This window comes from Kitasatospora indigofera, from assembly GCF_014655955.1.
Classification (GTDB): Bacteria; Actinomycetota; Actinomycetes; order Streptomycetales; family Streptomycetaceae; genus Kitasatospora; species Kitasatospora indigofera.
The window spans coordinates 1-26193 of the sequence record NZ_BNBO01000081.1; the positions used below are offsets into that span (position 1 = coordinate 1).

The 26193-nt window shown below is 73.9% G+C and carries 23 protein-coding genes and 2 pseudogenes; 14 read left to right on the plus strand and 11 right to left on the minus strand.

Annotation, left to right across the window (positions count from 1 at the left end):
* The 4 genes from IE329_RS37255 to IE329_RS37270 form a co-directional block, all read right to left on the minus strand.
* Positions 1–1036: APC family permease (locus tag IE329_RS37255; RefSeq protein WP_373311425.1), on the minus strand; the 1036-nt coding region annotated here is incomplete at its 3' end.
* Between the two features lie 226 nt (positions 1037–1262).
* A complete protein-coding gene (locus tag IE329_RS37260; RefSeq protein ID WP_190215495.1) occupies positions 1263–3143 on the minus strand; it encodes an APC family permease in 1881 nt (626 codons plus the stop codon).
* A gap of 214 nt (positions 3144–3357) precedes the next feature.
* Positions 3358–3789: a hypothetical protein gene (locus IE329_RS37265; RefSeq protein WP_190215496.1), complete on the minus strand. Its 432-nt coding sequence runs from the start codon at positions 3787–3789 to the stop codon at positions 3358–3360.
* 14 nt (positions 3790–3803) lie between these two features.
* Entirely contained in the window at positions 3804–4352 is a 549-nt protein-coding gene (locus IE329_RS37270; protein ID WP_190215497.1) for a universal stress protein, read from the minus strand.
* A gap of 380 nt (positions 4353–4732) precedes the next feature.
* On the opposite strand from IE329_RS37270, the gene IE329_RS37275 reads away from it, so the two are divergent.
* The 3 genes and pseudogenes from IE329_RS37275 to lysA all read left to right on the plus strand — a co-directional run bounded on the left by IE329_RS37275 (position 4733) and on the right by lysA (position 6937).
* A complete protein-coding gene (locus tag IE329_RS37275) occupies positions 4733–5092 on the plus strand; it encodes an SAV_915 family protein (RefSeq protein ID WP_190215498.1) in 360 nt (119 codons plus the stop codon).
* Positions 5089–5583, plus strand: coding sequence for a hypothetical protein (locus IE329_RS37280; protein WP_190215499.1), 495 nt, complete (start codon positions 5089–5091; stop codon positions 5581–5583). Before IE329_RS37275 ends, IE329_RS37280 begins: the two co-directional genes overlap by 4 nt.
* Positions 5580–6937: pseudogene (gene lysA, locus IE329_RS37285) on the plus strand (diaminopimelate decarboxylase). The gene IE329_RS37280 and the pseudogene lysA overlap by 4 nt, the downstream one beginning before the upstream one ends.
* 192 nt (positions 6938–7129) lie before the next feature.
* Here the strand turns inward: lysA and IE329_RS37290 are convergent.
* Positions 7130–8941, minus strand: coding sequence for an APC family permease (locus IE329_RS37290; RefSeq protein ID WP_229928079.1), 1812 nt, complete (start codon positions 8939–8941; stop codon positions 7130–7132).
* A gap of 505 nt (positions 8942–9446) precedes the next feature.
* Positions 9447–9709 (minus strand): annotated as a pseudogene (locus IE329_RS41225) (helix-turn-helix domain-containing protein); the annotation flags it as partial.
* Between the two features lie 114 nt (positions 9710–9823).
* On the opposite strand from IE329_RS41225, the gene IE329_RS37295 reads away from it, so the two are divergent.
* From IE329_RS37295 to IE329_RS37305, 3 genes are all read left to right on the plus strand, one after another.
* Positions 9824–10639, plus strand: a complete 816-nt coding sequence (locus tag IE329_RS37295) for a sulfite exporter TauE/SafE family protein (protein WP_229928074.1) — start codon at positions 9824–9826, stop codon at positions 10637–10639.
* 145 nt (positions 10640–10784) lie between these two features.
* Positions 10785–11549, plus strand: a complete 765-nt coding sequence (locus tag IE329_RS37300; RefSeq protein WP_190215501.1) for a heavy metal-responsive transcriptional regulator — start codon at positions 10785–10787, stop codon at positions 11547–11549.
* Complete coding sequence (locus tag IE329_RS37305) at positions 11546–11872, plus strand: hypothetical protein (RefSeq protein WP_229928075.1); 327 nt, start codon at positions 11546–11548, stop codon at positions 11870–11872. Before IE329_RS37300 ends, IE329_RS37305 begins: the two co-directional genes overlap by 4 nt.
* A gap of 71 nt (positions 11873–11943) precedes the next feature.
* On the opposite strand, the gene IE329_RS37310 is transcribed toward IE329_RS37305, so the two are convergent.
* Positions 11944–13191, minus strand: coding sequence for an FAD-binding protein (locus tag IE329_RS37310; RefSeq protein WP_190215502.1), 1248 nt, complete (start codon positions 13189–13191; stop codon positions 11944–11946).
* A gap of 499 nt (positions 13192–13690) precedes the next feature.
* Between IE329_RS37310 and IE329_RS37315 the strand changes: the two genes are divergently transcribed.
* On the plus strand, positions 13691–14512 hold the full coding sequence (locus IE329_RS37315) for a class I SAM-dependent methyltransferase (RefSeq protein ID WP_190215521.1): 822 nt from the start codon (positions 13691–13693) through the stop codon (positions 14510–14512).
* 257 nt (positions 14513–14769) lie between these two features.
* On the opposite strand, the gene IE329_RS37320 is transcribed toward IE329_RS37315, so the two are convergent.
* Positions 14770–15315: an MOSC domain-containing protein gene (locus IE329_RS37320; RefSeq protein ID WP_190215522.1), complete on the minus strand. Its 546-nt coding sequence runs from the start codon at positions 15313–15315 to the stop codon at positions 14770–14772.
* Between the two features lie 235 nt (positions 15316–15550).
* On the opposite strand from IE329_RS37320, the gene IE329_RS37325 reads away from it, so the two are divergent.
* Together IE329_RS37325 and IE329_RS37330 are read left to right on the plus strand one after the other, a co-directional pair.
* On the plus strand, positions 15551–16000 hold the full coding sequence (locus IE329_RS37325; RefSeq protein WP_190215503.1) for a MarR family winged helix-turn-helix transcriptional regulator: 450 nt from the start codon (positions 15551–15553) through the stop codon (positions 15998–16000).
* Positions 15997–17427 (plus strand): MFS transporter, encoded by a 1431-nt coding sequence (locus IE329_RS37330; protein ID WP_229928076.1) that lies wholly within the window; start codon positions 15997–15999, stop codon positions 17425–17427. Before IE329_RS37325 ends, IE329_RS37330 begins: the two co-directional genes overlap by 4 nt.
* Positions 17428–17561: 134 nt before the next feature.
* Here IE329_RS37330 and IE329_RS37335 read toward each other — a convergent pair whose 3' ends face one another.
* Positions 17562–19625, minus strand: a complete 2064-nt coding sequence (locus tag IE329_RS37335; RefSeq protein WP_190215504.1) for a BTAD domain-containing putative transcriptional regulator — start codon at positions 19623–19625, stop codon at positions 17562–17564.
* A 148-nt stretch (positions 19626–19773) separates the two neighbouring features.
* On the opposite strand from IE329_RS37335, the gene IE329_RS37340 reads away from it, so the two are divergent.
* A complete protein-coding gene (locus tag IE329_RS37340) occupies positions 19774–20655 on the plus strand; it encodes an alpha/beta fold hydrolase (RefSeq protein ID WP_190215505.1) in 882 nt (293 codons plus the stop codon).
* Positions 20656–21163: 508 nt separating this feature from the next.
* Positions 21164–21931 carry an alpha/beta hydrolase family protein gene (locus IE329_RS37345; RefSeq protein WP_190215506.1) on the plus strand — a complete coding sequence of 256 codons (768 nt, stop codon included), beginning with the start codon at positions 21164–21166 and terminating at the stop codon, positions 21929–21931.
* Positions 21932–22126: 195 nt separating this feature from the next.
* On the opposite strand, the gene IE329_RS37350 is transcribed toward IE329_RS37345, so the two are convergent.
* Positions 22127–22819 carry a hypothetical protein gene (locus tag IE329_RS37350; protein WP_190215507.1) on the minus strand — a complete coding sequence of 231 codons (693 nt, stop codon included), beginning with the start codon at positions 22817–22819 and terminating at the stop codon, positions 22127–22129.
* 116 nt (positions 22820–22935) lie between these two features.
* Here IE329_RS37350 and IE329_RS37355 point away from each other — a divergent pair, with 116 nt between their 5' ends.
* A complete protein-coding gene (locus IE329_RS37355) occupies positions 22936–23586 on the plus strand; it encodes a TetR/AcrR family transcriptional regulator (RefSeq protein WP_229928077.1) in 651 nt (216 codons plus the stop codon).
* A gap of 186 nt (positions 23587–23772) precedes the next feature.
* On the opposite strand, the gene IE329_RS37360 is transcribed toward IE329_RS37355, so the two are convergent.
* Positions 23773–24126, minus strand: coding sequence for a winged helix-turn-helix transcriptional regulator (locus tag IE329_RS37360; RefSeq protein WP_190215509.1), 354 nt, complete (start codon positions 24124–24126; stop codon positions 23773–23775).
* A 93-nt stretch (positions 24127–24219) separates the two neighbouring features.
* On the opposite strand from IE329_RS37360, the gene IE329_RS37365 reads away from it, so the two are divergent.
* Positions 24220–25059: an SDR family oxidoreductase gene (locus IE329_RS37365; RefSeq protein ID WP_190215510.1), complete on the plus strand. Its 840-nt coding sequence runs from the start codon at positions 24220–24222 to the stop codon at positions 25057–25059.
* A gap of 346 nt (positions 25060–25405) precedes the next feature.
* Positions 25406–25996 carry a hypothetical protein gene (locus IE329_RS37370; RefSeq protein ID WP_190215511.1) on the plus strand — a complete coding sequence of 197 codons (591 nt, stop codon included), beginning with the start codon at positions 25406–25408 and terminating at the stop codon, positions 25994–25996.
* The last annotated feature ends 197 nt before the right edge of the window (positions 25997–26193 follow it).

Below are 26193 nucleotides of genomic sequence, written 5' to 3' on the forward strand. Positions count from 1 at the left end.
CGGTGTTCGCCGCCAGGATCAGCACCAGCGCGGTCGCCGCCTGGATCAGGTAGAAGAGGAGGCTGTCGCTGCCACCGAAGACGGAGGCCGCCAGCTGGGCGATCACGGTCTGCTGGGTGTAGGCCGAGCAGTCCCCCGCGATGCCGGTGAGCTGGCAGGCGTCGTCGACGTAGTGCACCTTCGCGATCAGGGCGAGCGCGGTGACGCCGACGAACATCACCACCGCGGTGATGCCCATGACGGCCATGGTGGTCGCGGCGTTGCGCGACTTGGGCGCCCGGAAGGCGGGCACGCCGTTGGATATCGCCTCCACGCCGGTCAGCGCCGTACAGCCGGAGGCGAAGGCCCGCAGGCCGAGCAGCAGCAGGCCGAGACCGGCCAGGGCGTCCTTGCCGTGCTCCGGCTCGACCCCGAACGCCGCGCTCTCGGCGACCGGCGCGTCCCCGAACACCACCCGGACCAGGCCGGTGGCGATCATCAGCAGCATGGCCCCGATGAACAGGTACGTCGGCGCGGCGAACGCGTTGCCGGACTCCCGGACACCCCGCAGGTTCATCGCCATCAGCAGGGCCACGAAGCCGACGGCGAGCAGGACGCGGTAGTCCGCGAGGCTCGGCAGCGCCGAGATGATGTTGTCCACCCCCGAGGCCACCGACACCGCGACGGTCATCACGTAGTCGACCAGCAGCGAGGCCGCCACCACGAGCCCGGAGTTGGCCCCGAGGTTGCGTGACACCACCTCGTACGAGCCGCCGCCGCTCGGGTAGGCGTGGACGACCTGGCGGTAGGAGGCCACCACGACCACCATCAGCGCCACCACACCCGCGGCGACCCACGGGGTCAGGTACAGGAAGGCGGTGCCGCCGACGGTGAGCACCAGCAGGATCTCCTGGGTGGCGTAGGCCACCGAGGAGAGCGGGTCGGACGCGAAGATCGGCAGTGCCAGTCGCTTCGGGAGCAGGGTCTCGCCCAGTTCCTCGCTGCGCATGGCCCTGCCGATCACAAGGCGCTTCAGCGCCTGGGGCAGATTGAACACACGGGCGAGCGTATGCGGCTGCGGCGTTGGGGCAATGGGCCCGAAATCGGCCCGCCGAACCTTCGAGAACCTCTCCGACCTGCCCGTTTCCGCAGGTCAGAGAGGTCCGGCACGACCGAGGGGCGTGCCGCCCGAGGGCGTTGAGGGCGCCGTTAAGAGATCGTCAAGATATGGCCGCCATATCGGACATACGAGCCATATCAGCCTATCCGTCGGATCGGTCCGTCTACATCCTCATCCGCAGCCGGCACACCACCGCGTCGGTGTGCCGCCGCAGTGCCCGGTCGATCACGGCACCGCGCCGGTTCTGCAGCGCGCGCTGCCACAGCCGGACGGGCTCGACCTCGGGGATCAGCACGGTGATCCGGTCGTAGGCGCGTTCGGCGGCGAGTTCGTTGACGAAGGCGGCGATCGGCGGCCCGAGCCGGCGGTGCGCGTCGGCCACCTCCGCCAGGGCGACGCCCGGCCGCCACAGCTCCCAGTCGCGGCGCAGCGCCTCGGCGGCCTGCTGGTCCTCGGCGTCGGGCGCGGTGTGCACGACCGTGACCGCGAGCACCTCGTCGCCGAGCGAGACCGCGGCGCTCAGTGCGTCCCGGGTCAGGCGGGTGATCGCGGTGACGGGTACGACGACCAGGGAGCGCTGCCGTTCGACCGCACCCGGTACCTGACCCAGCTCCAGCCGGGCGCCGATCCGGGCATAGGTGCGGTGGATCAGTTCGAAGAGCAGGACGAGCAGGGGCAGCGCGAGACAGATGCCCCAGGCGCCCTCGGTGAACTTGGTGCCGGTGACGACGACCGTCGCCACCCCGGTGAGCAGTGCGCCGAAGCCGTTGAGCAGGGCCTTGCCCTGCCAGCGCGGGCCACGCTCCCGGCGCCAGTGCCTGACCATGCCGACCTGGCAGATCGTGAAGCCGACGAAGACACCGATCGCGAAGAGCGGGACGAGGCTGTTGACGTCCCCGCCGGAGGCGACCAGCAGCGCCGCCGACACGATCGAGAGGAAGAGCACACCGTGGCGGTGCACCTGGTGGTCGGCGCGCAGCGCGAAGACGTGCGGCAGGTGGTTGTCCCGGGCCAGCAGGCGCAGCAGGACGGGCAGGCCGCCGAAGGAGGTGTTGGCCGCCAGCCCGAGCAGGACCACGGTGGCGAACTGCACCAGGTAGAAGCCGAAGCCGTGGCCGAGGGAGGCGTCCGCCAGTTGCGCGAGGACGGTGACCCCCTCCACCGGCTGGAGGTGGAAGCGGCCGATCAGGACGGCCAGGCCGATCAGCATCACGCCGAGCAGGCCGCCGAGCGCGACCTCGGTGTGCTGGGCGCGCTCCACACGCGGCGTCCGGAAGGACGGGACGGCGTTCGCGACGGCCTCCACGCCGGTCAGCGCCGAGCAGCCGGCGGCGAACGCCTTGAGCAGCAGCAGCGCGCCGACCGCGGTGGCGTTGCCGGCCAGCGCCGAGGCATGACCGGCGGCGGCCTCGGTGGAGGCGGGCGCGTCCCGGAACAGACCGACGACGATGATCGCCAGGATCGAGAGGACGAAGACGGCCGTCGGTGCCATGAACCAGCGCGCGGACTCCGCGATCCCCCGCAGATTGACGGCGGTGACCACGGCGAGGACCGCCAGGCAGAGCCAGACCCGCTGCTCGTACAGGCCGGGGAAGGCGGAGGTCAGGGCGGCGACCCCGGCCGTGACGGACACCGCCACGTTGAGGATGTAGTCGATCACCAGGGAGGCGGCGGCCGTCAGGGCCGTCCGTCTGCCCAGGTGGGCCTTGGCGACGGCGTAGGACCCACCGCCGTCCGGGAAGGCCGCGATCACCTGCCGGTACGAGGCGACCAGGACGGCCAGCAGCACGGCGATCGAGACGGTGACCGGCAGGGTGAAGCCGAGCCCGTAGCCGCCGGCCGCGGCGAGCACCAGCACGATCGACTCGGGCCCGTAGGCCACCGAGGCCATCGCGTCCAGCGACAGTGCGGCGAGGCCCCCCAGCGCGGTGAGCTTGTCACGGCCTTCGCCCGCGGGAGCGGCACCGGCACCGGTATCAGGGGGCTCGGGCTCACCGGCGTCCAGGGCCGGCACGGGTTGCTGCCCCTTGGTGGTACCGAACATGGATGGGACCTCCGTCGATCGAGTTGTGGTCCGATCCTGGCCGGTGCACCAGGTCGCTGCCGGCGGTCCATACGGGACCCTGACGGCCCCGCAGTGATCTCTGACGGGGTCTTGACGCCCGGGGCCGGACACCGCCGGCCCAGGACGCCGCTGCCCCGGGGCGCCCGTCGGCCTGACGGCCGTGAGCGGGCCCCGACGAATCCTTGGCGCCCCGTCAGTCGTGGGTGCTCCGCACACGGTCCGGGACGGGGAGGAGGTGCACGCGGACCGTCCGCCGGGGCAGCCCCGCAGGCAGTGACGACAGCAGCGCAGCGGCGGCGAACAGCCCGAGCCGAACGCCCTCGACACCCGCGCCGCCCCACTCCAGGGTGGCGTGACGATGGGCCACGAACCCGTTGAAGAACAGCCAGCCGGCCCCGGCGACGAGCGGCGCAGCCACCGGGCGGGAGAGCGCCCCCAGGAGGGCGCTGAGGGCGGCGAAGGCGCCCAGCGCGAACCAGGTGGCGTGCAGCTCACGCACCACGGCCAGTGCCGCGACGAGGGCGGCGAAGGCCCCGAGGGAGACCGCGCCCGACATGCTCGCCGGGAGACGGTCCACCACCGGCCGGAAGGTGCGCCGGCCCGGGCGGGCACGGTACAGCATCATGGCGTCCGCCCCTTTCAGTGGCTCGGAGCCGGCGTGGTCGGCAGGTGCCAGAGGTTGCGCCGGTGGATTGCCTCCAGCTCGCGGTGGAGCGTGGGCCTCGGCACGGCGAGCACCGGGCAGGACGCGTACCTGACGCAGTGCGCCGTCACGGAGGGCCGAAGTCCCCGGCGCAGCAGGCTGCCGCCGCCCGCCCCGACCACCAGCAGGTCGGCCGCCCGGTCCGCGGTGTGCACCAGGGCAGGGCCGCTGTCGCCGCGGATGACCTGTGCGGAGAGCCGCACCCCGGCCGGCGCACCGCCGAAGGCCTCGTCGAGGGCCTCGCGCAGACGGGCCGACGCATCGTCCTGCCAGGTCGCCAGGAGGGGCGGGCAGGGCGCGAGCCGGTAGCCGTGCTCACCGCCCGGCGGGATCCAGGCGAGCAGCGCCAGAACCTCGGCGCCGGTGCGGCGGCCCTCGGCGACAGCCCGGTGCAGCGCTGCCAGGCTGCCGAGCGATCCGCTCACACCGACCACGATCCGCCCGGGCCGCCGCTCGTCGCGGCCGGCCCCGTACAGGTCCGTCATTTCCGTTCCTCGTTCGCTCGACTGCCTCCAGCCAAGCCCACCGGCACGGGCGGAGGACCTTCCCTGACGCTTTCCTGACGGCAGTGCAGGCGATCCGAACGCGTCTCTGACGGGGGCCGGCCCGGTATCCGGCGATCCCACCCGAGCCCTCCGCCTCCGCCTCCGCAGGGCCCTCTCCGGCGCCCTTCCCTGGCTCCGCACAACCCCCGTTGCGCCGAACGGGTGAGCCACGTCAAGGCTTCGTCAGGGGAAGCCCCCGGGAGGTCAACGAGTCGTCAGGATCACCCGCTTCGTGCGTGGGCCCGCCTAGCGTCGGAGATGTTCCCCCCCGGGTCGACGAGGACCCGCCCCATCTCCTCCAGTCCTCCGGAGCGCTCGCCATGACCACCATCACCCCGGCCCCTGCGGAGCCCGAAGAACCCAGGCCCGTGCTGCACGTCCCGGTCCGGGCCGTGGGGACCGCGTTCGCACTGCGGCTCTTCAAGCAGCGCGACGGCAGCCGCTGCGCCGTCGCGTTCACCTCGGCCACCGCGCTGACGATGCTCCTCGGGCCCGCCCAGCGCTCCGTCCGGCTCGCCGAACCCGCCCTGCGCGCCCTGGCGGCCCCGCTCGGTACCACCACGCTGGTCATCGACCCGCAGCTGGTCGCCCCGCCCGTCGCCGCGCGCACCGCGGTGCGGACCTCCCGCGCCGCCGGGCACGCCGCACCCCGGTTCCCCGCCCTGCAGCCCCAGCGATGACCGCCGACCGCCCGGCCGACGAAGTGGCGTACGAGCCGCTGAGCCCGTCCCGGGCCGCCGGCTCGGCCCGGGACGCCGCCCCCGCCCTGCGGCTGTGCCTCGACGAGGTCACGGTCGGCGCCCGAAGGCAGCGCCCGACCGGCGGCGGCTCCCCCGCCGGCGCCCCCGACGGCTTCGGCCCGCACACCGCGGGACGGCCGCTGCAGGCCGTCGCCCGCATCGCCCACGGGCCGGTACCGCTGGACTTCCAGCGGCTGGCGGCCCAGATCCCCGCCCTGCAGTGGGGGCTCGCCCTCGCCGGGCAGGCCGACCTGGAACTGCATCTGGCCTGCGTCGACCAGCGCGAGCTGCGCGCCGTCGTCGCGGACCTGCGCCGGGCCGGCGCCGCCCGGGTGCAGGTCGAGCTGGTCCTGCGCCACCTCGTCCCGACCCGGGACACGGCGACCGGCATCGCACCCGTCGTGACCCTCGCAAGGAGCGCCGCCTCATGACCCTCACCCCCGTCCGCGGCTGCCTGTACGCCGACGAGCCCGACACCACCCCCGGCAGCCCCGTCGGCGCGCCCTGGCCGGCCTCGGCCCAGGACGGCCCCGCCGGGCTCACCGTCGCCGGGGTGTCCCTCGCCGACGCCGCCGACCGCTTCGGCACCCCGCTCTACGTCCTCGACGAGGGCGAGGTCCGCTCCCGCTGCCGCGCCTACCGCAGCGCCCTGCCGGGCGCGGACGTCCTGTACGCGGCGAAGGCGTTCCTGTGCAGCGCCCTGGCCGACTGGATCGCCGAGGAGGGCCTCGGGCTCGACGTCTGCTCGGAGGGCGAACTGCGCCTGGCCGCGGCGGCCGGCTTCCCGCCCGAACGGATCCTGCTGCACGGCAACGCCAAGAGCCCGGAGGAACTCCGGCTCGCCCGGCGCCTGCGGGTCGGGCGGATCGTCGTCGACAACCTCGCCGAGGTCCCCCGGCTCGCGGCCCTCAGCAACGCGGACACGCCCCAGCGCGTCCTGGTCCGGGTCGTCCCGGGCGTGTCCGCCGGCCACCACGAAGCCGTCCGCACCGGCGTGGCGGGGCAGAAGTTCGGCTTCGCCGTCGAGGGCGGCGACGCCGAGGAGGCCGTCCGGCGGATCCTGGCCCAGCCCGGCCTGGTCCTGGCCGGGCTGCACTGCCACCTCGGCTCCCAGGTCACCTCCGTCGAGCCGTACCTCACCGCCGTCGACCGCCTCGTCGAACTCCTCGCGGCGATCCGGGACGAGCACGGTGTCCAGGTGCCGGAGCTCGACCTCGGCGGGGGCACGCCGTGCGCTACCTGCCCGGGGAGGCCGCGATGGACCTGGACGAGTTCGCCGCGCTCGTCCCCGTCCGGCTGGCCGACGCCTGCAAGCGCCGCCGCCTGGACGTCCCCCGCCTCGTCGTCGAGCCGGGCCGGGCGGTGGTCGCGCCCGCCGCGGTCGCGGTCTACCGGGTGCTGACGGTCAAGCACACCGCCGACGGCCGGGTCTTCGCCGCGGTCGACGGCGGCATGAGCGACAACCCACGGCCCGCCCTGTACGGCGCCCGGTACGCGGTGCGCCTGGTCGGCCGCGCCTCCACCGCCGCCGAGCGGGAGGTCGACGTGGTCGGTCGGCACTGCGAGGCCGGTGACGTCCTCGTCCGGTCCGCCCGGCTGCCGGCCGACCTGCGCCCGGGCGACCTGCTGGCCGTCCCGGCCGCGGGCGCCTACCAGCTCTCGATGGCGTCCGGCTACAACCTGGTCGGCCGCCCCGCCGTCGCCGCCGTCCGCGGCGGCCGGGCCCGGCTGCTGATCCGGCGGGAAAGCGTCGAGGACTTCCGCGCCCGCGAGGTCGGCCGCTGAGCCGTCCTCACCGCGACCTGCCGACGACGGGGTCCTGCCGAAGGTCCGCGCTGCCGGAGGCCTGGAACTGACCGCGCGCAACAGGGGCAGATGCCGTTCGTCGCCGGTGTCGCCGGGACCTCCACCGGTTACCGCCGGGCCGCGGCCCGCACACCGCATCGGCGCCCCCGTCCGTCGTCGGCCGGGCGATGGTCAGCCGACGTGGACCCGGGGACGGCGGGTGCGGTCGGACTCGGCCTCCCGCAGGACTTCGCGGGTGACCGGGGCGACCTCGCCCTGTCCGAACAGGAAGAACCGGAGGAACTGCGCGAACGGGTTGCCCTCGGTCCACTCGAAGTAGATGTGCGGCTGCTGCCCGGTGGCGTCCCGCACGTGCAGCAGCAGCGCGGCGAGCGCGTTCGGGATGCTGGAGTGCTCCAGGGTGAGGACGCGGTAGCGGCCGTGCAGCACCTCGCCGCGGACGGTCAGCTCCGCCTCGAAGTCCGACGGGTCCCGGACGGTGACCTCCACGAAGACCAGGTCGTCCTCGACCGGGATGTCGTTGTCCGTCCGGATCTGCTGGAGCTTCTCCCGGTACTCGGTGAGGTCCCGGTTGTCGGGCTCGTTGGCGATCAGCCGGATGGTCCGGTTCGAGCAGTCCCGCACGAAGCGCTCCGCCACCTGGTCGAGGACCACGTCGGTGACCCGCAGTTCGAAGGCGCGGGCCAGCCGGGAGGCCAGCGAGACCAGCACGATCGCGGCGATGAAGCAGGCCCCGATCTTCACGCCGTCGGGCCGCTCGGCGATGTTGTCGCCGGTGGTGTAGACGAAGACCGCCGCGATGACCGCGAAGCCCACCGTCCAGCCGCGCTGGCCGGCCTTGTAGGCGGCGATGGTCACCGCGATGGCGGCCGAGGTGATCAGGACCAGGACGCCGGTGGCGTAGGCGCCGCCCTGCTCGTCGACGCTGGCGTCGAAGATCCAGGTGATCAGGAAGGCGACCCCGGTGAGCACCAGCACCATCGGCCGCACGGCCCGCGCCCAGTGCGGTGCCATGCCGTAGCGCGGCAGGTAGCGGGGCAGGAGGTTGAGCAGGCCCGCCATCGCGGAGGCCCCGGCGAACCAGAGGATGGCGATGGTGGAGACGTCGTAGACGCTGCCGAAGGCGCCGCCGAGGTACTGGTGGGCCAGGTAGGCCAGGGCGCGGCCGTTGGCCTCGCCGCCGGGCTCGAAGGCCGCGGGCGGGATCAGCAGGGTCGTGATGAAGCTGGTGGTGATCAGGAAGACGCTCATGATCACGGCGGCGGTGGTGAGGAGCTTGCGGGTGCCGCGGATCCGCCCGGCCGGCTTCTCCTCGGTGTCGCCCTCGTCGCCCTCGATGTGCGGCATCACCGCGACCCCGGTCTCGAACCCGGACAGGCCCAGGGCCAGTTTCGGGAAGACCAGCACGGCCACCCCGACCATCGCCACCACGTTGCCGTGCTCGGCGGTCAGCGCGTGCGTCCAGTCCGTGACCAGGTCGGGCGCCGACAGCACGTGCCAGAGCCCGACCGCGACCACCACCACGTTCAGCGCGAGGTAGACCGCCACCAGCACCACGGCCACGCCGATCGCCTCGCTGAAGCCCTTGAGGAACACCGCCCCCAGCAGGGCCACCAGGATCATCGTGATCAGCACCTGACGGCCGTGCAGGGCGCCCGTGAGGTGCGGGTTCTCCACCAGGTGCGCGGTGGCGTCGGCGGCCGACAGGGTGATGGTGATCACGAAGTCGGTCGCGGCGAAGCCGAGCAGGGCCAGCACGAACAGCTTGCCCTGCCAGAACGACAGCAGGCGCTCCAGCATGGCGATCGAGCCCTGCCCGTGCGGGCTCTCCTGGGCCACCCGCCGGTACACCGGCAGCGCCCCGCACAGGGTGACGATCACCAGCACGACCGTCGCCACCGGCGACAGCAGTCCGGCCGCCAGCGCCGCGATGCCGGGCTGGTAGCCGAGGGTGGAGAAGTAGTCCAGACCGGTCAGGCACATCACCCGCCACCAACGCTGCCGGTGCTCCGCGGGAGCTTCGGCGTGCGGGCCCGGGTGCTGCTTGACCCGCTCCGCCGCGCCCTCCAGCAACCACGCCCGCAACCGCTGCCGCGCCGACGGCGAGGGCCCGCGAGCACCCGAAGCTGAGGTCACCACCCTGCACTCCCGTCGACCGCCCAAGCCCTCCGGCCGCCAGGCGAGCGGCGTCGCCAGGCTATGCGAGCCGCCCTCCCCACCCCCGTAGGACGCCCACCGCCGCACCCACCGTCACCCCAACAGCGGCTGCCGCGAACCATCACGGAACGGTTGGCCACCGACGACCGACGCACCGGCGGCTGACCGGAGAAGGCGCGCGGTCTCACGGATTCCTGGAGTAGCCACGCTGGGAACCTGTGGGCCGGCACCCCGTCGGCGCGGTGCCGGCCTGCCGGCCCACAGGTTCCGCCTTCGCGGGTGCTTGCCGCTCGCCGGCAGCGGACGGGCGAGGCCCGGGAGCCGGGCTTCTGCAGCACCCGTTCTCGGCCGCGTCCGGGCAGGTGCGGCCCGTCCCCACGGCGAGCGCCGCGGTGCCCAGGGCGTCCCGGACGTGGCCGGGACGGGGGTCGGCGAACTCGTAGCGGGTGCGTCGGCCGTCCGGCACGGTGACAACCGGGCCGCAGTCGCGCAGGCACGCCAGATGGTTGGACAGGCAGGTCCGGGAGAGCCGAGGGATTCGGCCGGCTCGGACGGGTGGGCGGCGGGGGCGACGGGGGCGGCGTGCAGACTCCGCCGCAGCCCGGCGGACACCTCGGAGATCCGGACGAATCCCGGAGGGGCGGCGGGACGATTCATGGGTGGTCCCGCCGTGGCGTGCCGGGACCGGGCCCCGGGATGATGCCCACCGTGACCATCGACAAGGATCTTGCTCCCGTACGTCCGACGTACCCGATGCCGCTGGCCTTCAGCGCCGGGGCGGCCGTCGGGGCCCTGGGCGGGATGATCGGCCTCGGCGGGGCGGAGTTCCGACTGCCGCTGCTGATCAGCCTGTTCGGGTTCGCCGCACTCTCCGCGGTCATCCTGAACAAGGCGATGAGCCTGGTCGTGGTCCTCGTCGCGCTGCCCGCCCGCCTGGCGGCGGTCCCGGCCGCCGAGGTCGCCGCGCACTGGCCCGTCGCGGTCAACCTGCTGGCCGGGAGCCTGCTGGGTGCCTGGGCCGGCGCGAGCTGGGCCGTGCGGATGCGCAGCTCCACCCTCTACCGGGTGCTGGCCGCGCTGATGGTGCTCATGGCGGCCGCGCTGCTGGTCACGCACGTCTCCACGCTGGGGACGCTCGCCCTGCCGCTGTGGGCCCAGGTGCCGATCGGGGTGGTGGCCGGCTTCGGCATCGGGGTGGTGGCCGCGATCATGGGCGTGGCCGGGGGCGAGTTGCTGATCCCGACGATCGTGCTGCTGTTCGCGGTCGGCATCAAGACGGCGGGCAGCCTCTCCCTGCTGGTGTCGCTGCCGACCATGCTGGTGGCCTTGGCCAGGTACAGCCGTGACGGCAGCTTCGCGGTACTGGGTGCCAACCGCCGCTTCACCCTGGTGATGGTCGCGGGCTCGGTCACCGGCGCGGTACTGGGCGGGCTGCTCCTCGGGGTGTTCCCGGACCTGGTGCTGATCCCGGCGCTGGCCGCGATCCTGCTCGTCTCCGCGGTCAAGCTCGCCCGGCACGACTGACTCCGCCGCGACGATCCGGGCGGGTGCCACGGCGCGGCCGGTGCCGGACGGCGCCGCCCCGGTCCGTGCCAGCCCCGGTCCGTGGCCGCCCCGGTGCGGTGGACGCTTGACCTTCGAGTCGGGTCGAAGGTCTAGCGTCGGTGGTGTGACGACCTACCGCATCTCGCAGCTGGCCGAGCGCTCCGCGACACCCGCCTCGACCCTGCGCTTCTACGAGACCGCCGGCCTGCTGCCGGCCGGCCGGACGGCGTCCGGGTACCGGGTGTACGGCGAGGACGCGGTGGAGCGCCTGGCCTTCATCTCCTCGGCCAAGCTGCTGGGCCTGGCCCTGGAGGAGATCCGCGAGCTTCTCGACGTCCGCGAGGAGGGGGTGTGCGCGTCGGTCCGGGCGCGGCTGTTGCCGCTGGTCGCCGGCCGGATCGCGGAGACCGACGGCCGGATCGCCGAACTGCGGGCTTTCTCCGCGCACCTGGCCGGCGTCCACGCCGGCCTGGCCGGCCCGGCGCCCGCGGGGGCGTGCGGCCCGGACTGCGGCTGCACCAGCACCGGCGCCCCGGCGGCCGGGCCCGTGCCGATCACCCTGTCGCCGACCCGCCTCGCCCGGAGCCGCGAGCCGTGGCGGGACGTCCCGGTCGCCTGCACGCTGGACGGCGCCGAGCGCACCGGGCAGTGGCAACGTCTGGCCGGCCGGGCCGAGCGGCGCGAGGAGATCCCCGACGGCCTGCGGCTGTCCTTCCCGGCCGGCGCCGAACTCGCCGGCGAGGTCGCGGCACTCGCCGCGTCCGAACAGGGCTGCTGCGCGTTCCTCGACTTCACCCTGCACCTGACCCCGACCGCCCTCCGGTTGGAGGTACGGGCCCCGGAGTCCGCAGCCGGGGTGCTGGACGCCCTCTTCGGGGCGTCCGCATGAGCGCCCCGTCCCCGCGCCCGGCCCGGCCCTGGGGCACCGTGGGCGCCGGTGCGGCGGCGGTCGCCGCGTGCGCGGTGTGCTGCGCGGGCCCGCTCCTGGCCGTCCTCGGCGGCATCGGCGTCACCTCCGCGATCGGGGCGTTGTGGGTGCCCGCCCTGGCGGTGCTCGCCGTGGCCGCAGGGCTCGGTCTCCTGGTGGTGAGGCGCCGACGCCGGACGGCATCCTGCGGTACCGGCCGCGCGGGGGCCGACCTCGGCATGCCGACCCTCGGCCCGCCCCCGCCCCCGGACGCAGACACGGACAGCGGGAGCGCCGCCCGCTGAGCCGGCCACCGGTCGGAGCGCGCACGGTGGTCCCGGCCGGGCCTGGCAGTTCGTCCCGAGGCAGGTCGGACCTACCGGGGGAAGAGCCGGTCGACGTAGCCGTTGCGGAACTTCCCCGCGGGGTCGGACGTGGCCATCAGCTCCTCGAAGCTGCCGAAGCGGGGGTACAGCGCGCGGATCGCCTCCGGCTCGGTGCCGAAGACCTTGCCCCAGTGCGGTCGCGCGCCGAACGGCTCCAACGCCACCTCGACCGCCCGCACGGCCTCCCGCACGGCGGTGGGCTCCGGGTGCCAGGTGAAGTGGAACGCGACGCAGTCACGCTCGAAGGCCGGGCTGAGCCACAGGTCGTCCCCGGCCACCGTGCGGATCTCGCTGATCTGCAGGGCCGGGCTGATCCGCTCCCTGACGGCGTCCAGGGCGTCGAAGGCGGCCGCCGCGTCCGAGCGGTGCACGAAGTACTCCGACTGCAGCTCGTCGCCGCTGCTGGGCGTGAAGTCCAGCCGGAAGTGCGGCAGCCGGGCGTGCCACGGCCCCATGACTCCGAGCTGCTCGGTGCAGGGTTCGGGCTCCAGGCCCGGGACCGGGTGGCGCGGGCCGTCGGCGAGCGTGGCCCCCAGCCAGGTCGCCGGAGCCGTCCCGGTCCCGGTGCTCTTCAGCCACACCTGGTTGATCCGGTCGTCCCGCCAGTCGGTGAAGAGGCTGACGCTGTACGCCGCGGCCAGCACCTCGTCGAAGCTCTCGCGCAGCAGGGCGGCCGGCAGGTTCTCGTACACCCACTGGCGAAGGCCGAACGCGGGCACCAGGTCCAGCGTCAGCCGGGTCACCACGCCGAGGGCTCCCAGCGCCACCACCGAGCCCGCGAAGCCGGTGTCACCCCGGCTGATCGTCGTCAGGGTCCCGTCGGCCGGGACGAGTTCGAGCGACCGCACCGCGGTGGCGATGCAGCCGTTCGTGACGCCGGATCCATGGGTGCCGGTCGCGCAGGCGCCGGCGATCGAGATGTGCGGCAGGGACCCGAGGTTGTGGAGGGCGAAACCCGCGCGGTCCACCGCGGCGGTGACCTCCCCGAACCGCAGGCCCGCCGACACGGTGACGGTCGCGGCCCGCTCGTCGATGTCGATCACGGGTGGCAGACCGGCCACGGAGACGAGATCGCCGTCGGTGTCCGCGACGGTGTTGAACGAATGGCCGGTGCCGAGGGCGCGGACGGACCGGCCCGAGCCGACGATCTGCCGCAGCTCGTCGACGGACTCGGGCCGGTGGAACCGTTCGGCGCCGAAGGTGACGTTCCGGGCCCAATTGGTCCTGGCCACGGTCATGGGGCGGGTCCTCCGTTGCTCGGGGTTTCCTCGAAGCCGCGCGCCGGCCGGCGGGGACGCCCACCGCGCGCGACCGGCCGGTGGGGCGGCCCGAAGCCGAAAGGATATCCAGGGCATTCTTCCCCGGCCCTCGACGAACCGGACGGACCGGGCCCTTCGCCACGTCCCCGAGACCGTCGACGTCCGCACCGGGCGGGCGCCCACGCTCCGGGAAGCCTCGCGGGGACGGCTCGCGGAAGGGTCCGTCGTCCCTCGGCACCCCCCTGGTCGCCATCGACCGCGTACGGGCCGCCAACCGCATCAGCTCACCGGCAGCAACCGGGAACATGGTGGCGGGCGTCCGGACGGCGCCCGGCACCGGTGCGGCCGCCCTGACCGGACGGCGGAGGACCACGGACCGCCCCACCGGTCGATGTCGAACTCGCCGGGGCCGTTCCCAGGAGTCGTCGTCTAGGCTGGCGCGGTGACCGAGGAGCAGGAGCGGGTGCGACCGTCGGGAGTGTGGGCCACGGCGGTCGGGGTGGCCAGGGTGCGGGCGCTGGAGACCGAGCGGGAGAACGCGCTGTTCCGCGACCCACTGGCACGGGCCTTCGCCGCCGCCGGCGGCCTGTGGCCCTCCTCGCCGCCGCTGCCCGATGACGAAGCCGCGCGACGCCGCCGGCTGGCCGTGTCGTTCTCCATCGTCATCCGGACGAGGTTCCTCGACGACCTGTTGCAGCAGGCTTCCGAGTCCGGGGTCCGGCAGGTCGTGCTGCTCGGCGCCGGCATGGACAGCCGGGCCTTCCGGACGGACTGGCCCGAGGGCACCCGGCTGTTCGAGGTCGACACCGCCGCGCCACTGGACTTCAAGGCTTCGGTGCTGCGCCAGGAGCGGGCCGTCGCACGCTGCGAGCGGATCACCGTCGCGGTGGACCTGCGGGCGGACTGGCCGGCCGCGCTGGCCGCCGCAGGGCACGACCCGAACGCGCCGACCGCGTGGATCGCCGAAGGACTGCTGATCTACCTGCCCGAGGACGCCGTGGAGCTGCTGCTGGCCCGGATCGGCGCGCTGTCGGCGGCAGGCAGCCGGATGGGGCTGACCCTGGGCTCGCAGGGCGTGATCGAGCGCTTCGGCGCGGACGCCGCGCCGGGATCGGCGGCGTCCCTGTGGGTCTCGGAGATGCCCGACGACCCGGTGGCCTGGCTGGCCGGGCACGGCTGGGAGGCCGACAGCCACACCTTGCGCGAGCGCGCCGCCGCCTACGGGCGCCCGATCAGCACCCCGCCGCGGCGCGAGGAGCGGCCCGGCGGACTGATCTCGGCGGTCCGCCGCGTCGACTGATCCACCCGCCCGGCCGAGCCACGCCTACCGGTCATCACGCCGACGGCCCGTCGGGCCCGGTGCGGCCCCGCCGGCCCGCGATGGCGTCCCGCCGGCCCCCCGAAGACGTCCCGCCCTGGCGTCCCGCCGGCCCGGGAGATTGGCCTGCCGCCGCCTTCGGTCCGGACACCACATCTGGTCGGCTCTGGGGTACGAGCGCAGTTCTCGGGAGGCTGATCGCTGTCCTGGGCACCCTGCTGGGGTCCTTCAGCAAGGACCTAGACCCGTTCCAGCGGGCGGTGAGGGGGTGGCGGGAGCTCGACCTGGATGGAATCGCCGGGGCGGACGGTCCCTCCACGGCGGACCACAGCCATGACGCCACACTTGAACGTGAACTCGCCGGACAAGGGGTCCATGGCGAAGACCTCACCGAGCAGCCCCGTGCGGAAGTCGTTGATCTTCGAACACGGGTTACGCAGTCCGGTCACCTCAAGCACCGCCTGCTCCCCCAGATGGAGCAGAGCACCGGTGGGCAGGCCCAACAGGTCCATCCCACGTGTGGTGATGTTCTCGCCGAGCTGGCCCGCAGAGACCATGAAATCCTTGAGCGCGAGTTCGTCGAAGAGTTCCTCGTGCATCAGGTGGACCTGGCGCAGGTTGGGCAGGTTCGGCTCGTAGGTCATGCGGAACTGGTGGCGGATCGTCTCACCTGCGTGAACGTCTCCTTCCACTCCGAGCCCCGTGAGCAGCCTGATGGAGTCGCGATTGGGCTTGCTGAACGAGTACCCCTCGTCACGGCTCACTGCGGTCACCTGACCAGGCATCACGCCCTCCACCTGTCGTCATTCTGCGGCCGGTCGATCATAGAGGCGGCGCAAGCAGCCTTGCGAGGGAAGCGTGCCGTGACGGACCTCATCGGGCGGACGGGTCATGTCCGGCTCCTGAGCGGCACCATCCCGTCAACGAACGGCGTCCTGAGCTGCTCCCGGCCTCGGCCCGACTGCCCCTGATCATCAGTCCAGACTGGACAGTCTGGACTGATGATTCTAGCCTGGGGCCATGGACGAGAGCACCGAGGGCATCTCCGATTCCGCGGTGCGCGCGGCCAGTGAGGTACGGGCCGTCTTCAGCCGCCTGCGCCGACGGCTGCGTGAGCTGGCTGGGCCGGAGGGCCTCACCCCCTCCCAGGTCTCGGTGCTCAGCCGACTGGACAAGGACGGCTCCTCCTCGGCCAGCGCGCTGGCCGGCGCCGAGCGGGTACGGCCCCAGTCGATGGCCGCCACCCTCGCGGCACTCGACCAGCAAGGGCTGATCCGGCGCCATCCGGACCCGGAGGACGGCCGCCGCCAGCTGGTCACCCTCTCCGCGGCCGGCCACGAGCGGATCGACGGGGACCGGCAGGCCCGCACGGAGTGGCTGGCCCACACCCTCCAGCAGCGCTTCACCGAGGCCGAGCGGCGCACAGTCATCGAGGCCCTGGGCCTGCTGGACCGGCTGAACCGGCCGTGACCGTCCGCACCGCCCGCCGGCCCCGCGGCCCACGCCCCGCCGGGGACGGCCCCGCCGCCGGGTTCGACCGCCGGCTGGTCGCCCCGATGGTCCTCGGCTCGATCCTCAATCCGGTCAACTCCTCGATGCTCGCGGTGGCCCTGGTGCCGATCGGAGCCGCCTTCGGGACACCCCTCTCGCAGACCGTCTGGCTGGTCTCCGCGCTGTACCTCGCCACCGCCGTCGGCCAGCCCGTGGTCGGCCGGCTGGTCGACATGCACGGGCCCCGCCGGCTCTACCTGGCCGGCACCGCCCTGGTCGGTTCGGCCGGCCTGCTGGGCGCCCTCGCGCCGTCGCTCGGCGTCCTGATCACCGCGCGGGTGCTGCTCGGCCTCGGCACCTGCGCCGCGTACCCGGCCGCCATGCACCTCATCCGCAGCGAGTCCGCCCGGACGGGCAGCGACGGCCCCAGCAGCGTCCTGTCCGCGCTCTCGATCGCCAACCAGACGACTGCCGTGATCGGCCCCAGCCTCGGTGGCCTGCTGATCGGCCTGGGTGGCTGGCGCGCCGTCTTCACCGTCAACGTCCCGCTGTCCCTGGCCTGCCTGGTGCTCGGCACGCTGCGGCTGCCGCACCGCCCCGCCGAGGAACGCGGGCCGCAAGCCCGCAAGGCCGCACCCGTGGACGTGGCCGGCATGGCACTGTTCGCCGCGATGCTCACCGCGCTGATGCTGTTCCTGATGGACCCACGGCCCGCGCACTGGTACCTGCCCGTTCTCACCGCCGTGGCCGCGACCGGCTTCGCGCTGCGGGAGCTACGGGTCGCGCAGCCCTTCGTCGACCTGCGGGTGCTCGGCGGCAACCTGCCGCTGCTGGCCACCTTCCTGCGCCAGGTCCTCACCTGCACCACCGGCTACACGTTCATGTACGGCTTCACCCAGTGGCTGGAACAGGGCCGCGGACTGCACGCCTCGGCGGCCGGACTCGTGCTGCTGCCGATGTCCCTCGCCGCGGTCACCGCCACCGCGATCACGGGACGACGCCAGGAGATGTACGGCAAACTGCTGGTCGGCAGCCTCGCCCAGATCGCCGCCTGCGCGCTGCTGCTGGCCGTGCACCCCGGCAGCCCGCTCTGGCTGCTCGCCGCCGCGGCCGTCCTGGTCGGCATCCCGCAGGGTCTCAACGGTCTCGCCAACCAGAACGCGCTGTACCACCAGGCGGATCCGGCCCGCATCGGCTCCTCGGCCGGCCTGCTGCGCACCTTCACCTACCTCGGCGCGATGAGCGCCTCGGCCGCCGACGCCGCGTTCTTCCCCCACCGCGCCGACACCCCGGGGCTGCACCGGCTCGCCCTGTTCATGCTGGGCACCTCCGTCGTGCTGCTGACGGCAGTCCTGCCGGACCGCTCGCTGCGCCGGACCACCGCCGTGGCCCCGCACGGCCGCTGACCCGGGTGCTGCTGCTGGGCGCAGCCCTTGCGGCGCCGCCTCGAAGCGTGGTCCCGCCTACCGCTCCCGGCTCCGGCTACCGGTTCCGGCGCCGCCTGCGTCGCCTGCGTTGCCTGCGTTGCCATGACCCTCTGTCAGGCGTCGCCGTCGGCCGACCCGGTGCCGGAGCGGGTGTGCAGGCCGATGGCCGCGTCGGCGGCGGCCAGGTGGCGGGTGACCGGGCCGAAGGAGACCAGACCGCTGCCGGCTCCGGCGAGCTCGGCTTCGGCGGGGGCGAGTTCCTCCCGGGCCCGGCGCAGGACCGGCAGATGCCCCACGGCCGCGGCGGCACGGGCGAGCACGCACCACAGCGCCTCCTGGAGGAGGTCGTGCGGCGGCCGGGGCACGGTCGTCAGTGCCTGGCGGGCCTCTTCGGTGGCGCCCGACGCGGCCAGCAACAGGGGGTCGAGCCAGGGGCGGTAGGGGCCCGGGTCGAGGTGGACGAAGTCGCCGGGACGTGGCAGGGCGTCACCCCGCATGACCGGCCCCAGGGCGACGAGGACGGCGGCGCCCCGGGTGAGGCCGGGCATGCCGCAGTCGGCGGTTTCCGCCAGGACCTTCGCGTACTGCGGGCGGGCGGCCGGCCAGCCTTCGGTTTCGCCGGTGCGCAGGGCCCGGTACCAGGCGGTGAACACTGCGGCGAGCGGGCGTTCGTTGCGGTGCGCGAGCCGGTCGATCTCCTCGGCCTCGGCGTCCGCCTCCGTGAGGTCGCCGAGCCCGGCGAGCGCCTGGAGGCGGACGATACGGCCCAGGACTTCGTGCCCGGGCAGCTGGTGCTCGACGGCCAGGCGGGTCAGTTCACCGCCGAGGGCGTCCCGGCGGGCGGCCGATCCGCAGTCGGCGAACGACTGCATGAAGGATCCGTTGAGGGCGAACGCGAGGAGCGCTGGGTCGCCCAGGCGTCGGGCGAGCCGGACGGCCTCCTCGGCGGCGCGTCCGGCACGCAGCCGCCACGGCTCGGTGACGGGGGCGTCGGCCGCCCGGGGCAGCGGCGTGTCGGCGGTGGCGTCGCCCCGGGACTCGACCGCCACGACCGACAGCAGCCGGGCGCGGAGCGCGGCCGGCCCGTCGGGGCCGAGCCGGGCGGCGGCGCGGGCGGCGGCCCGGGACAGCTCGCCGGCGCCCTCGGGGTCGTCGGCGCGGGTCCATACCGCCGGGACGTCGTAGGAGCCGATGATCCGCGCGGCCAGGTCGGTGTCACCGGTCGTCTCGGCTGCCGCGACCAGCTCCCGCCGGTGCCGGAGCGCCTCCCCCAGGCCTTCGGGGCCGGTCACCGCGAGGTCGCGCAGCAGGCCGGCGGTGGCGTGCAGCCGGGCCCGCGACCGTGCGGGCACCGAGCGGTCCCATGAGGCCGCCGCCCGCTCCCAGACGCTGTCGGCCGTCCCCGCCGGTTCGGCCGCGCAGTCCGCCGTACCGCTGAGGATGCGCGCCCTGGTGCGCGCCAAGGCGCCCCCGGGGCCACCCCCGCCGCCTCTGCCGGTGAGGGCGTCGTGGGCGTGCTCCAGCGCCTCCAGGGCCTCACTGCGTCGCCCGGCACGGCCGAGCGCGGTGGCCAGCAGGACCCAGCCGTCCTCCCGTCCGGGGTGGGCGGCGACATGGGCCCGCAGCTCGGCGACGGCGGCGCGGGCGGCACCGGTCGCCAGCAGGGCGTCGGCACGCCGTTCGACCGCGTCCAGCCGCAGCGCCTCCAGCCTGGCCCGGTCGGCGGCGGCCCACGCGGCGGCCGGAAAGTCGGCCAGCACCGGCCCCCGCCAGCAGGCGAGCGCCTCGTCCCACAGGGCCACGGCCGCGTGGGGCGCTGCCTCGGCGGCCCGCGCGACGCCGTCCTCGAACCGCCAGGCGTCCACCACCTCGCGTCCGGCGCGCAAGGCGTAACCCGGGCCGTCGGTGACCAGCAGCCGGGACGGCTGCCGGGGCGGGCGGCCGGGTTCCAGGCTGCGGCGAAGCGCCGCCACGAAGGTGCGGACCGCGCCCACCGCACCCGCCGGAGGCCGGTCCACCCACAGGTCCTCGACCAGCCGGCCGACCGGCACCACCCGGCCCCGTGCGATCAGCAGCCTCCCGAGCACCTCGCGGTGGCGGGGCGCGCCGAGCGGAATCGGCGTGCCGTCCGCATCCCAGGCCGCCACCGGTCCCAGCAGCCCGAACCCCACGCCCACGTCCTCTCAGGGGCGGCGCCGTTGCCGACGACTGCCGTGTGTCCACTCATCGATCGCTGATCCGGGGCCCGCAACCTGGGTGACGTCCCCGGACGACCCGGACCGCCGGTCCGGACCGTCCACTCTGCCACGAGCCACAGGAGTCGCTGTGACACCCCCGAGCATCCCCGGTTTCACCGAGCACCGCGTGCGAGTCGACGACGACGTCACCCTGAGCGCCGCCGTCGGCGGCACCGGCACCCCGGTCGTCCTGCTGCACGGCTTTCCGCAGACCCGCCTGATGTGGCGGCACGTCGCCGCCGACCTCGCCGCCGACCACACCGTCATCTGTCCCGACCTGCGCGGTTACGGCGCCAGCGACCGGCCCGCCGAGACCGGCCCCGAGGTCTACGCCAAGCGGACCATGGCCCGGGACGTCGTGCGGCTCGCCGCCGCCCTCGGACACGAGCGCTTCACCCTGGCCGGCCACGACCGCGGCGCCCTGGTCGCCTTCCGCGCCGCCATGGACCACCCTGGCACCGTCTCCCACGCCCTCTTCCTCGACGTCCTGCCCACCCTCGACATGTGGGACGCCCTGCACGGGGTCCCCGCCGCGGTCGGCTTCCACCTGTACCTGATGGCCCAGCCCCCCGGACTGCCCGAGGCGATGATCCGGGGGGCGGCCGACACCTTCTTCGGCCACTTCCTCGACGCCTGGACCAAGGACCCGGAGGCGATCCCCGGCGACGTCCGGGCCCACTACCTCGCCGCGTCCGCGGCGGCCGTGCCCTCCATCGTCGCGGACTACCGCGCCTCGGCCGGCGTGGACGTGGACCACGACACCGCCGACCGGGAGGCGGGCAGCCGGCTGGCCATGCCGGTGACCGTCCTCCAGCAGGACTGGGGCGCGGCCCTCGGCTACCACGCCGAGAGCCTGTGGAGCGCCTGGGCCGACGACCTGGAGCACCGCACGGTGTCCTGCGGCCACTTCATGGCCGAGGAGGACCCCAAGCTGATCGCCGACGAGATCCGGGCACTCGCCGACCGCTGAGCGAGGCCCGCCGGTGTGCCCCTCCCTCCCGTCGCCGGGGACTGGACGGCGGGCGGGGGAGGCGCACACAGCCTCGGGCCACGTTCGAGGTCTGCCGTGCCCCTGGGCAGGCGGGGGCGTCGGGGCTTGTGTCAGTGGTTCAGGGGATGGGCCCGTCGCATGGCAAGGCCGAAGGCGAGGGGCTCCGTCATCCGCCGCAGCCTGGTCACCCGCACGGCACCGCGGGGGCGGAACGGGGAGAAGACCGCCGGGCCCCGCGGATCCGCTTCGCCCCGGCCGCCTCACGCTCGCGTCACGTCACGTCGCCAGAGCCTTGTACCGGTGAAGAAACATGAGCGAGCTGACGACCGATCCGATAGCCTTCGGTCGCCAGTGACACTGCCCGAGGAGGTGAGACCCATGAACGCGGTATTTCTGTGGGTGCTCCCCCTCCCGTCACGGCCGGGCGATTGACCTAGGGTCTCGCCGGGAGCGCCTCGACCACCAGGCACTCCCGAAAGGCACCACCATGCACTCTCTCCGGTTCACCGCCGAGTCCTCGTCGAACGGCGTGGTCGAGCGCGACTTCACCGTGGGCGGCGTCCCCGGCGTTCTGTGGTCGCCGGCCCCCGAAGCGGCCGATCGAGCCCCCCTGGTCCTGATGGCCCACGGCGGGGGCAACCACAAGAAGCACCCGGCGATGGCCGGCCGTGCCCGGCTGCTGACGGCCGGCTGCGGTTTCCATGTCGCCGTCATCGACGCGCCCGGCCACGGCGACCGGCCCCGCACGGCGCACGACGAGGCGGAGATCGCCGAGTTGTTCCGGGCGAGGGCGGCGGGCGAGCCGGAAGGCCCGATCGTCGTGCGCTACAACGACCACCTGGCGCGGCTCGCCGTGCCCGAGTACCGGGCGCTGCTGGCCGCCCTCCAGAAGCTCCCGGAGATCGGCGCCGACGGGCCGGTCGGCTTCTGGGGCATCAACATGGGCACCGCGATCGGTGTGCCGTTCGTGGCGGCCGAGCCCAGGATCACCGCTGCGGTCTTCGGCCAGCACTGGCCCGACGCCCTGGCCGAGCAGGCGAAGCGGATCAGCATCCCGATCGAGTTCGACCTGCAGTGGGACGACGAGCACATCTCGCGGGAGGAGGGTCTCGCGCTGTTCGACGCCTTCGCCTCGAAGGAGAAGTCGCTGCACGTGAACGCGGGCGCGCACAAGGAGCTGCCCAGGTTCGAGGCCGACAGCGCGGTCCGGTTCTTCGCCCGGCACCTCGGCCGGGCGGTCACTCCGCAGGCCTGACGCGCGGTCGCGGCGTCCGGTGCCGGCCGGGCGCCGCGACCACGGCCCCGAGCCGGGGCCGCGCGTCCGGGCGACGGATCCACGCGGTCGGAGCGCGCCCGGAGCGAACCACCGGCTCGGCACCCTCAGGCCCGGGCCCCCGCACCGGCAGGATCGGCATCGGCGGCCGAGTCCGCGGGCGTCCGGCCGGGGGTCTCAGGCGTGGGCGCCCGCGGCGACGATCCAGTTCCTGAACTCGACGGCGTAGTGCCGCAGGTGGTGGTCCAGGACGTCGTCCGGGCACGTGACGGGGAAGTAGACCGTCAGGTTCGCGGTGAAGCCGTCGGCGGTGTCACCGAACTGGATCAGCGCCCGCCCGACGACGGTGCCGTCGGCCAGGAAGAGGTTCGAGGACATCTTGCGCGGAAACTCCGACTCCGGGAGGAGTTCGGCCGCGTCCTCGGCCCAGGCCATCGCGTCGGTTCCCCAGCCGCCCATGGAGAAGTCGGCGATGTGGGGGCCGATGTTCTCCACCACGCGCGCTCCGACGGAGTCGGTGCCCATCACGTAGTGCTCGGGGTGCGCCATGAGGAGTGCGCGCTCGTCGCCCGCGAAGGCCTCGTCCATCCAGGCGAGGAAGGCGGCCGAGGTGAGGCCCTTCGTCGCGAGCACGGTGGTGCCCGCCTTGAAGCTGCCGCCGGAGGTGCGGGCGCTCTCCCGGAGGAAGGCGTTGCCTTCCTCGATGTCCGCGGCCAGGAGGTCGAGGAGCCCCTTGCGGCCGAGCAGGGTGCGGAAGCGGTCCAGGGCGCGGCGGGCGTAGAAGAGCTCGAAGTCGTCGATGCTCCCGGAGCCGGCGGGCCCGGCCTCCAGGGTCACGGTGACGGGCGGCGGAGTCTGCTTGTCGGTCATGGCCGAACCTCCAGTAGGATGTGAATGCGAATTCGCGTTCGCATCATGAGGGTAGGCCCAGGAGTGCACCGGTTGTCAACGAACCTGCTGAGAGCGCCGCGGATACCATGCGGGACATGAGCGAGAAGCCGGAGCATCCAGTGGCCTACCGGGAACCCCGGCAGGCCCGCAGCGCCGCGACCCTGGCCCGCGTCCTGCGGGCGGCCGAAGAGATCGCCTCCGGCTCCGGCCTGGAGGAGATGACGATCGCCGGCGTCGCGGAACGCGCCGGCGTCGCGGTCGGCACCATCTACCGCCGCTTCGAGGACAAGGAACAGCTGATCACCGCCCTCACCGAGCGGATGCTGGAACGCCGCGAGGAGTACGTGGCCGAGCGACTGCGCACGGCCGAGCCTTCACTCCAGGGCGTCATGGACGCCTACGCGCACGCCCTGCTCCAGTCCTTCGCCGACAGCAGCAGTCTCTTCCCCGAGCTGCTGCGTACGCGGGGATCCAGGGCACTGGACCGCGGCGCCCGCACCATCACCGAACTCCACCGCCTCCTGCTCGAAGCCGCAGCCCCCTACACCGGGCAGATCCGCCGCTCCCAGCCGCAGCAGGCACTGGACACCGCGGCCCGCGCCGTCCTCGGCGCCTGCTTCCACAACTCCGTACGCCCCGACCCCGCCACCGGGGACGCGGCCAGGCGCCGGTACGCCGACGAGCTCAGCGACATGGCGACCGCCTATCTGCTCACCCCCGACCGGCGCCGCAGTACGGGCAGTTGAGCCGAACGCACCTGACGGGCCGGCACCGGCATTCCGCGACGGACCAGGCCGAGCCGGGGCAGCACGGCGGGACCAGCCGGCTGCCCGGTCGCACCGCCGCCGGTCGCCCGGCCTGGGCGCCACCGGCCCGTCGGCGCACAGCACCGTCCACCTTCAAGCGAGTTGACGCCATCCCGCGCTGCGCCGCTAAAGCCGCCGCGTGATCCGGTCGAACAGCTCCGTGAGCGGTTCGCCGACATCCTGACCGAACTCGGTCAGCCCGTAGGTGACCTGGGGAGGCGTCGTCGGCTCGACCTTCCGCCAGACCAGGCCGTCCTCGACCAGCGTGCGCAGGGTCTGGGCGAGCATCTTCTCGCTGATGCCCTGGATGCTCTCGCGCAGCCGGTAGAACCGGAGGTCACCGTTCCGCAAAGCGATCAACACCCAGACGCCCCACCGGCTGGTCACATGGTCGACCACATGACGCGCGGGGCAGTCGGTGTGAAACACCTCATATCGCTCCCCCGCCTCGGCCTGCATGAGCTGCGAACCTTCCACCATGTGATGAGCTTACCCCTGGGTATGTCCTTACCAATGGTAAGCCCGGGCTCCTAACGTCAAGGCCACAGAAGGCATCTGACGAAGGAGCTGATCATGATCGTGGTGACCGGGGCCACCGGGAACGTGGGCCGACCGCTGACGCGGGCACTCGCCCGGGCGGGCCAGCAGGTGACGGCCGTGTCGCGGCATGCGGCAGCGGTGCCGGACGGCGTCCGCCACCTGGCGGCCGACCTGGCCGGGCCGGCCGGCCTTGAGCCTGCGCTGACCGGGGCGGAAGCGCTGTTCCTGCTGCTGTCCGGCGACCTGCACGCCCCCGGGGCCCGCCCGGACGACATCATCGGCCAGGCCGTGGCAAGCGGGGTCCGCCGGGTCGTCCTGCTCTCCACGCAGGGCGTAGCGACCAGGCCCTTCGGCGCCACGCGGATCGCGATGCGCGCGGTCGAGGACGTGCTGCGGGAGTCCGGGCTGGAATGGGCCGTCCTGCGGCCGGGCGGCTTCGCCTCCAACGCCCTGTGGTGGGCCGAGTCCATCCGCACGCGGCGGGTCGCCGCCGCGCCCTTCGGCGACGTCGGGGTGCCGGTCGTCGACCCGGCGGACATCGCCGAGGTCGCGGCGGCCTGCCTGCTGGAGGACCGGCACACCGGCGGCGTGTACGAGCTGACCGGGCCGGAGGTGATCACGCCGCGCCAGCAGGCCGAAGCCATCGCCGTCGCACTGGGCTGGCCGGTGCGGTTCCACGACCTCACCCACGACGAGGCCAAGGCCGCCATGGCCCGGAGCATGCCGGCGGAACTCGCGGAGGACACCCTCACCATCCTCGGCTCCCCGAACCCGGCCGAGCTGCGGGTGAGCCCGGACGTCCGGCGGGTCCTCGGCCGCGCCCCGCGCCCGTTCACCGACTGGGCCGCGCGCCATGTCGCCGCGTTCCGCTGAACCTGGCCGACGCAGCACGAAATGGCGCCGGCGGCGGCCGTGCGCAGCTACGAGAGCGCGTCCTTGACCTTCGTGGCGAGCTGAGCACCGCCCGAACTGGTCGAGGCGGCCTGCCGTGTCGGCGACCGGGACGCGGCGGCCGAGGCCCTTGCCCGGCTGGAGGAGAGCGCCCTGCGGGGCGCCACCGACATCGGGCTGGTACGAGGAGGACGCCGTCGACGGAGGCTTTCCCCCGGGCCCGCTGGGCGGACGCGGCCTCGCGGCTGCAGCCGGCTCGCAAACACACCGGCCTGCTCCCATCGGCCGCCCGACCGAGTTGTCATGACGGCGTGTCAGAATCGCCCGCATGATCGAGAACACGGGGATGAACACCTACCAGCGCCTGGCCGTCCGGCTGCACGAGCTCGGCATGATCACCCGCCGGAAGGCGGACGAGTCGGTCGCGTGCACCGCCGACTGGGGCGAGCCCGAACCGAACCGGCGTACCGAGGAGTTGACCGGGGTGCTCGAAGTCTGTGACGTGGCCCTGCAGGCCCACGGCGAGGACGTCGACTTCGCCGAGGGCGCCTACGCCGGCATCTTGGAGGACGCGGGGCGGATGATCGGTGGCGCGGTCACCGTCACGGACGTGGAACTGGTCGGCGAGATCGGCTCGTCGCGGGATCTCGACTTCAAGGTCAACGGCGAGCCCAGGTCCTGGCGGATCGAGCAGGAGTCCGACGACTACCTCGACCTGGGCGCCGTCGAGCAGGGCATCTCGGACCTCGTCCCGGGCGGCGACGACCCGCGGGTCTTCCACTGCGTCCCCGGCGACGGCGCCTGCGCCGACGACTACTACCTGCTGGCCACCCCCGAGCAGGCGGCCGTGCTGCGCGACGAGTTCGACCTGCGCATCGAGATCCGCGGCGCGGACGGACTGCCCGTCCGCGAGCAGTAGCCCCGCCCCGAGCCGGGCCCTGGCGCGGAGCCCCCGGCGGAGGGCGCACCAAGGATGTGACCCACGTCATAGGTCCGACGTGCATAGCCGTGCGAGGTCCAGTGCCTTATCAGGGGTACAGGAACGCGTCCGTGGTCGGAGGGCGGCGCACGTCGTCGACGACGCGTGCGCCGCACCGCTCCCCGCGGGAGCGCAGC

What these genes read in the sequence shown, in the direction of transcription:
- IE329_RS37265 (WP_190215496.1), bottom strand. Translation starts at nt 3,789, where the DNA reads ATGATGCTGTACCGTGCCCGCCCGGGCCGGCGCACCTTCCGGCCGGTG.
- IE329_RS37280 (WP_190215499.1), top strand. Translation starts at nt 5,089, where the DNA reads ATGACCGCCGACCGCCCGGCCGACGAAGTGGCGTACGAGCCGCTGAGC.
- IE329_RS37290 (WP_229928079.1), bottom strand. Translation starts at nt 8,941, where the DNA reads ATGTGCCTGACCGGTCTGGACTACTTCTCCACCCTCGGCTACCAGCCC.
- IE329_RS37345 (WP_190215506.1), top strand. Translation starts at nt 21,164, where the DNA reads ATGCACTCTCTCCGGTTCACCGCCGAGTCCTCGTCGAACGGCGTGGTC.
- IE329_RS37325 (WP_190215503.1), top strand. Translation starts at nt 15,551, where the DNA reads ATGGACGAGAGCACCGAGGGCATCTCCGATTCCGCGGTGCGCGCGGCC.
- IE329_RS37320 (WP_190215522.1), bottom strand. Translation starts at nt 15,315, where the DNA reads ATGCCTGGTCAGGTGACCGCAGTGAGCCGTGACGAGGGGTACTCGTTC.
- IE329_RS37270 (WP_190215497.1), bottom strand. Translation starts at nt 4,352, where the DNA reads ATGACGGACCTGTACGGGGCCGGCCGCGACGAGCGGCGGCCCGGGCGG.
- IE329_RS37305 (WP_229928075.1), top strand. Translation starts at nt 11,546, where the DNA reads ATGAGCGCCCCGTCCCCGCGCCCGGCCCGGCCCTGGGGCACCGTGGGC.
- IE329_RS37355 (WP_229928077.1), top strand. Translation starts at nt 22,936, where the DNA reads ATGAGCGAGAAGCCGGAGCATCCAGTGGCCTACCGGGAACCCCGGCAG.
- IE329_RS37275 (WP_190215498.1), top strand. Translation starts at nt 4,733, where the DNA reads ATGACCACCATCACCCCGGCCCCTGCGGAGCCCGAAGAACCCAGGCCC.
- IE329_RS37360 (WP_190215509.1), bottom strand. Translation starts at nt 24,126, where the DNA reads ATGGTGGAAGGTTCGCAGCTCATGCAGGCCGAGGCGGGGGAGCGATAT.
- IE329_RS37370 (WP_190215511.1), top strand. Translation starts at nt 25,406, where the DNA reads ATGATCGAGAACACGGGGATGAACACCTACCAGCGCCTGGCCGTCCGG.
- IE329_RS37260 (WP_190215495.1), bottom strand. Translation starts at nt 3,143, where the DNA reads ATGTTCGGTACCACCAAGGGGCAGCAACCCGTGCCGGCCCTGGACGCC.
- IE329_RS37350 (WP_190215507.1), bottom strand. Translation starts at nt 22,819, where the DNA reads ATGACCGACAAGCAGACTCCGCCGCCCGTCACCGTGACCCTGGAGGCC.
- IE329_RS37365 (WP_190215510.1), top strand. Translation starts at nt 24,220, where the DNA reads ATGATCGTGGTGACCGGGGCCACCGGGAACGTGGGCCGACCGCTGACG.
- IE329_RS37310 (WP_190215502.1), bottom strand. Translation starts at nt 13,191, where the DNA reads ATGACCGTGGCCAGGACCAATTGGGCCCGGAACGTCACCTTCGGCGCC.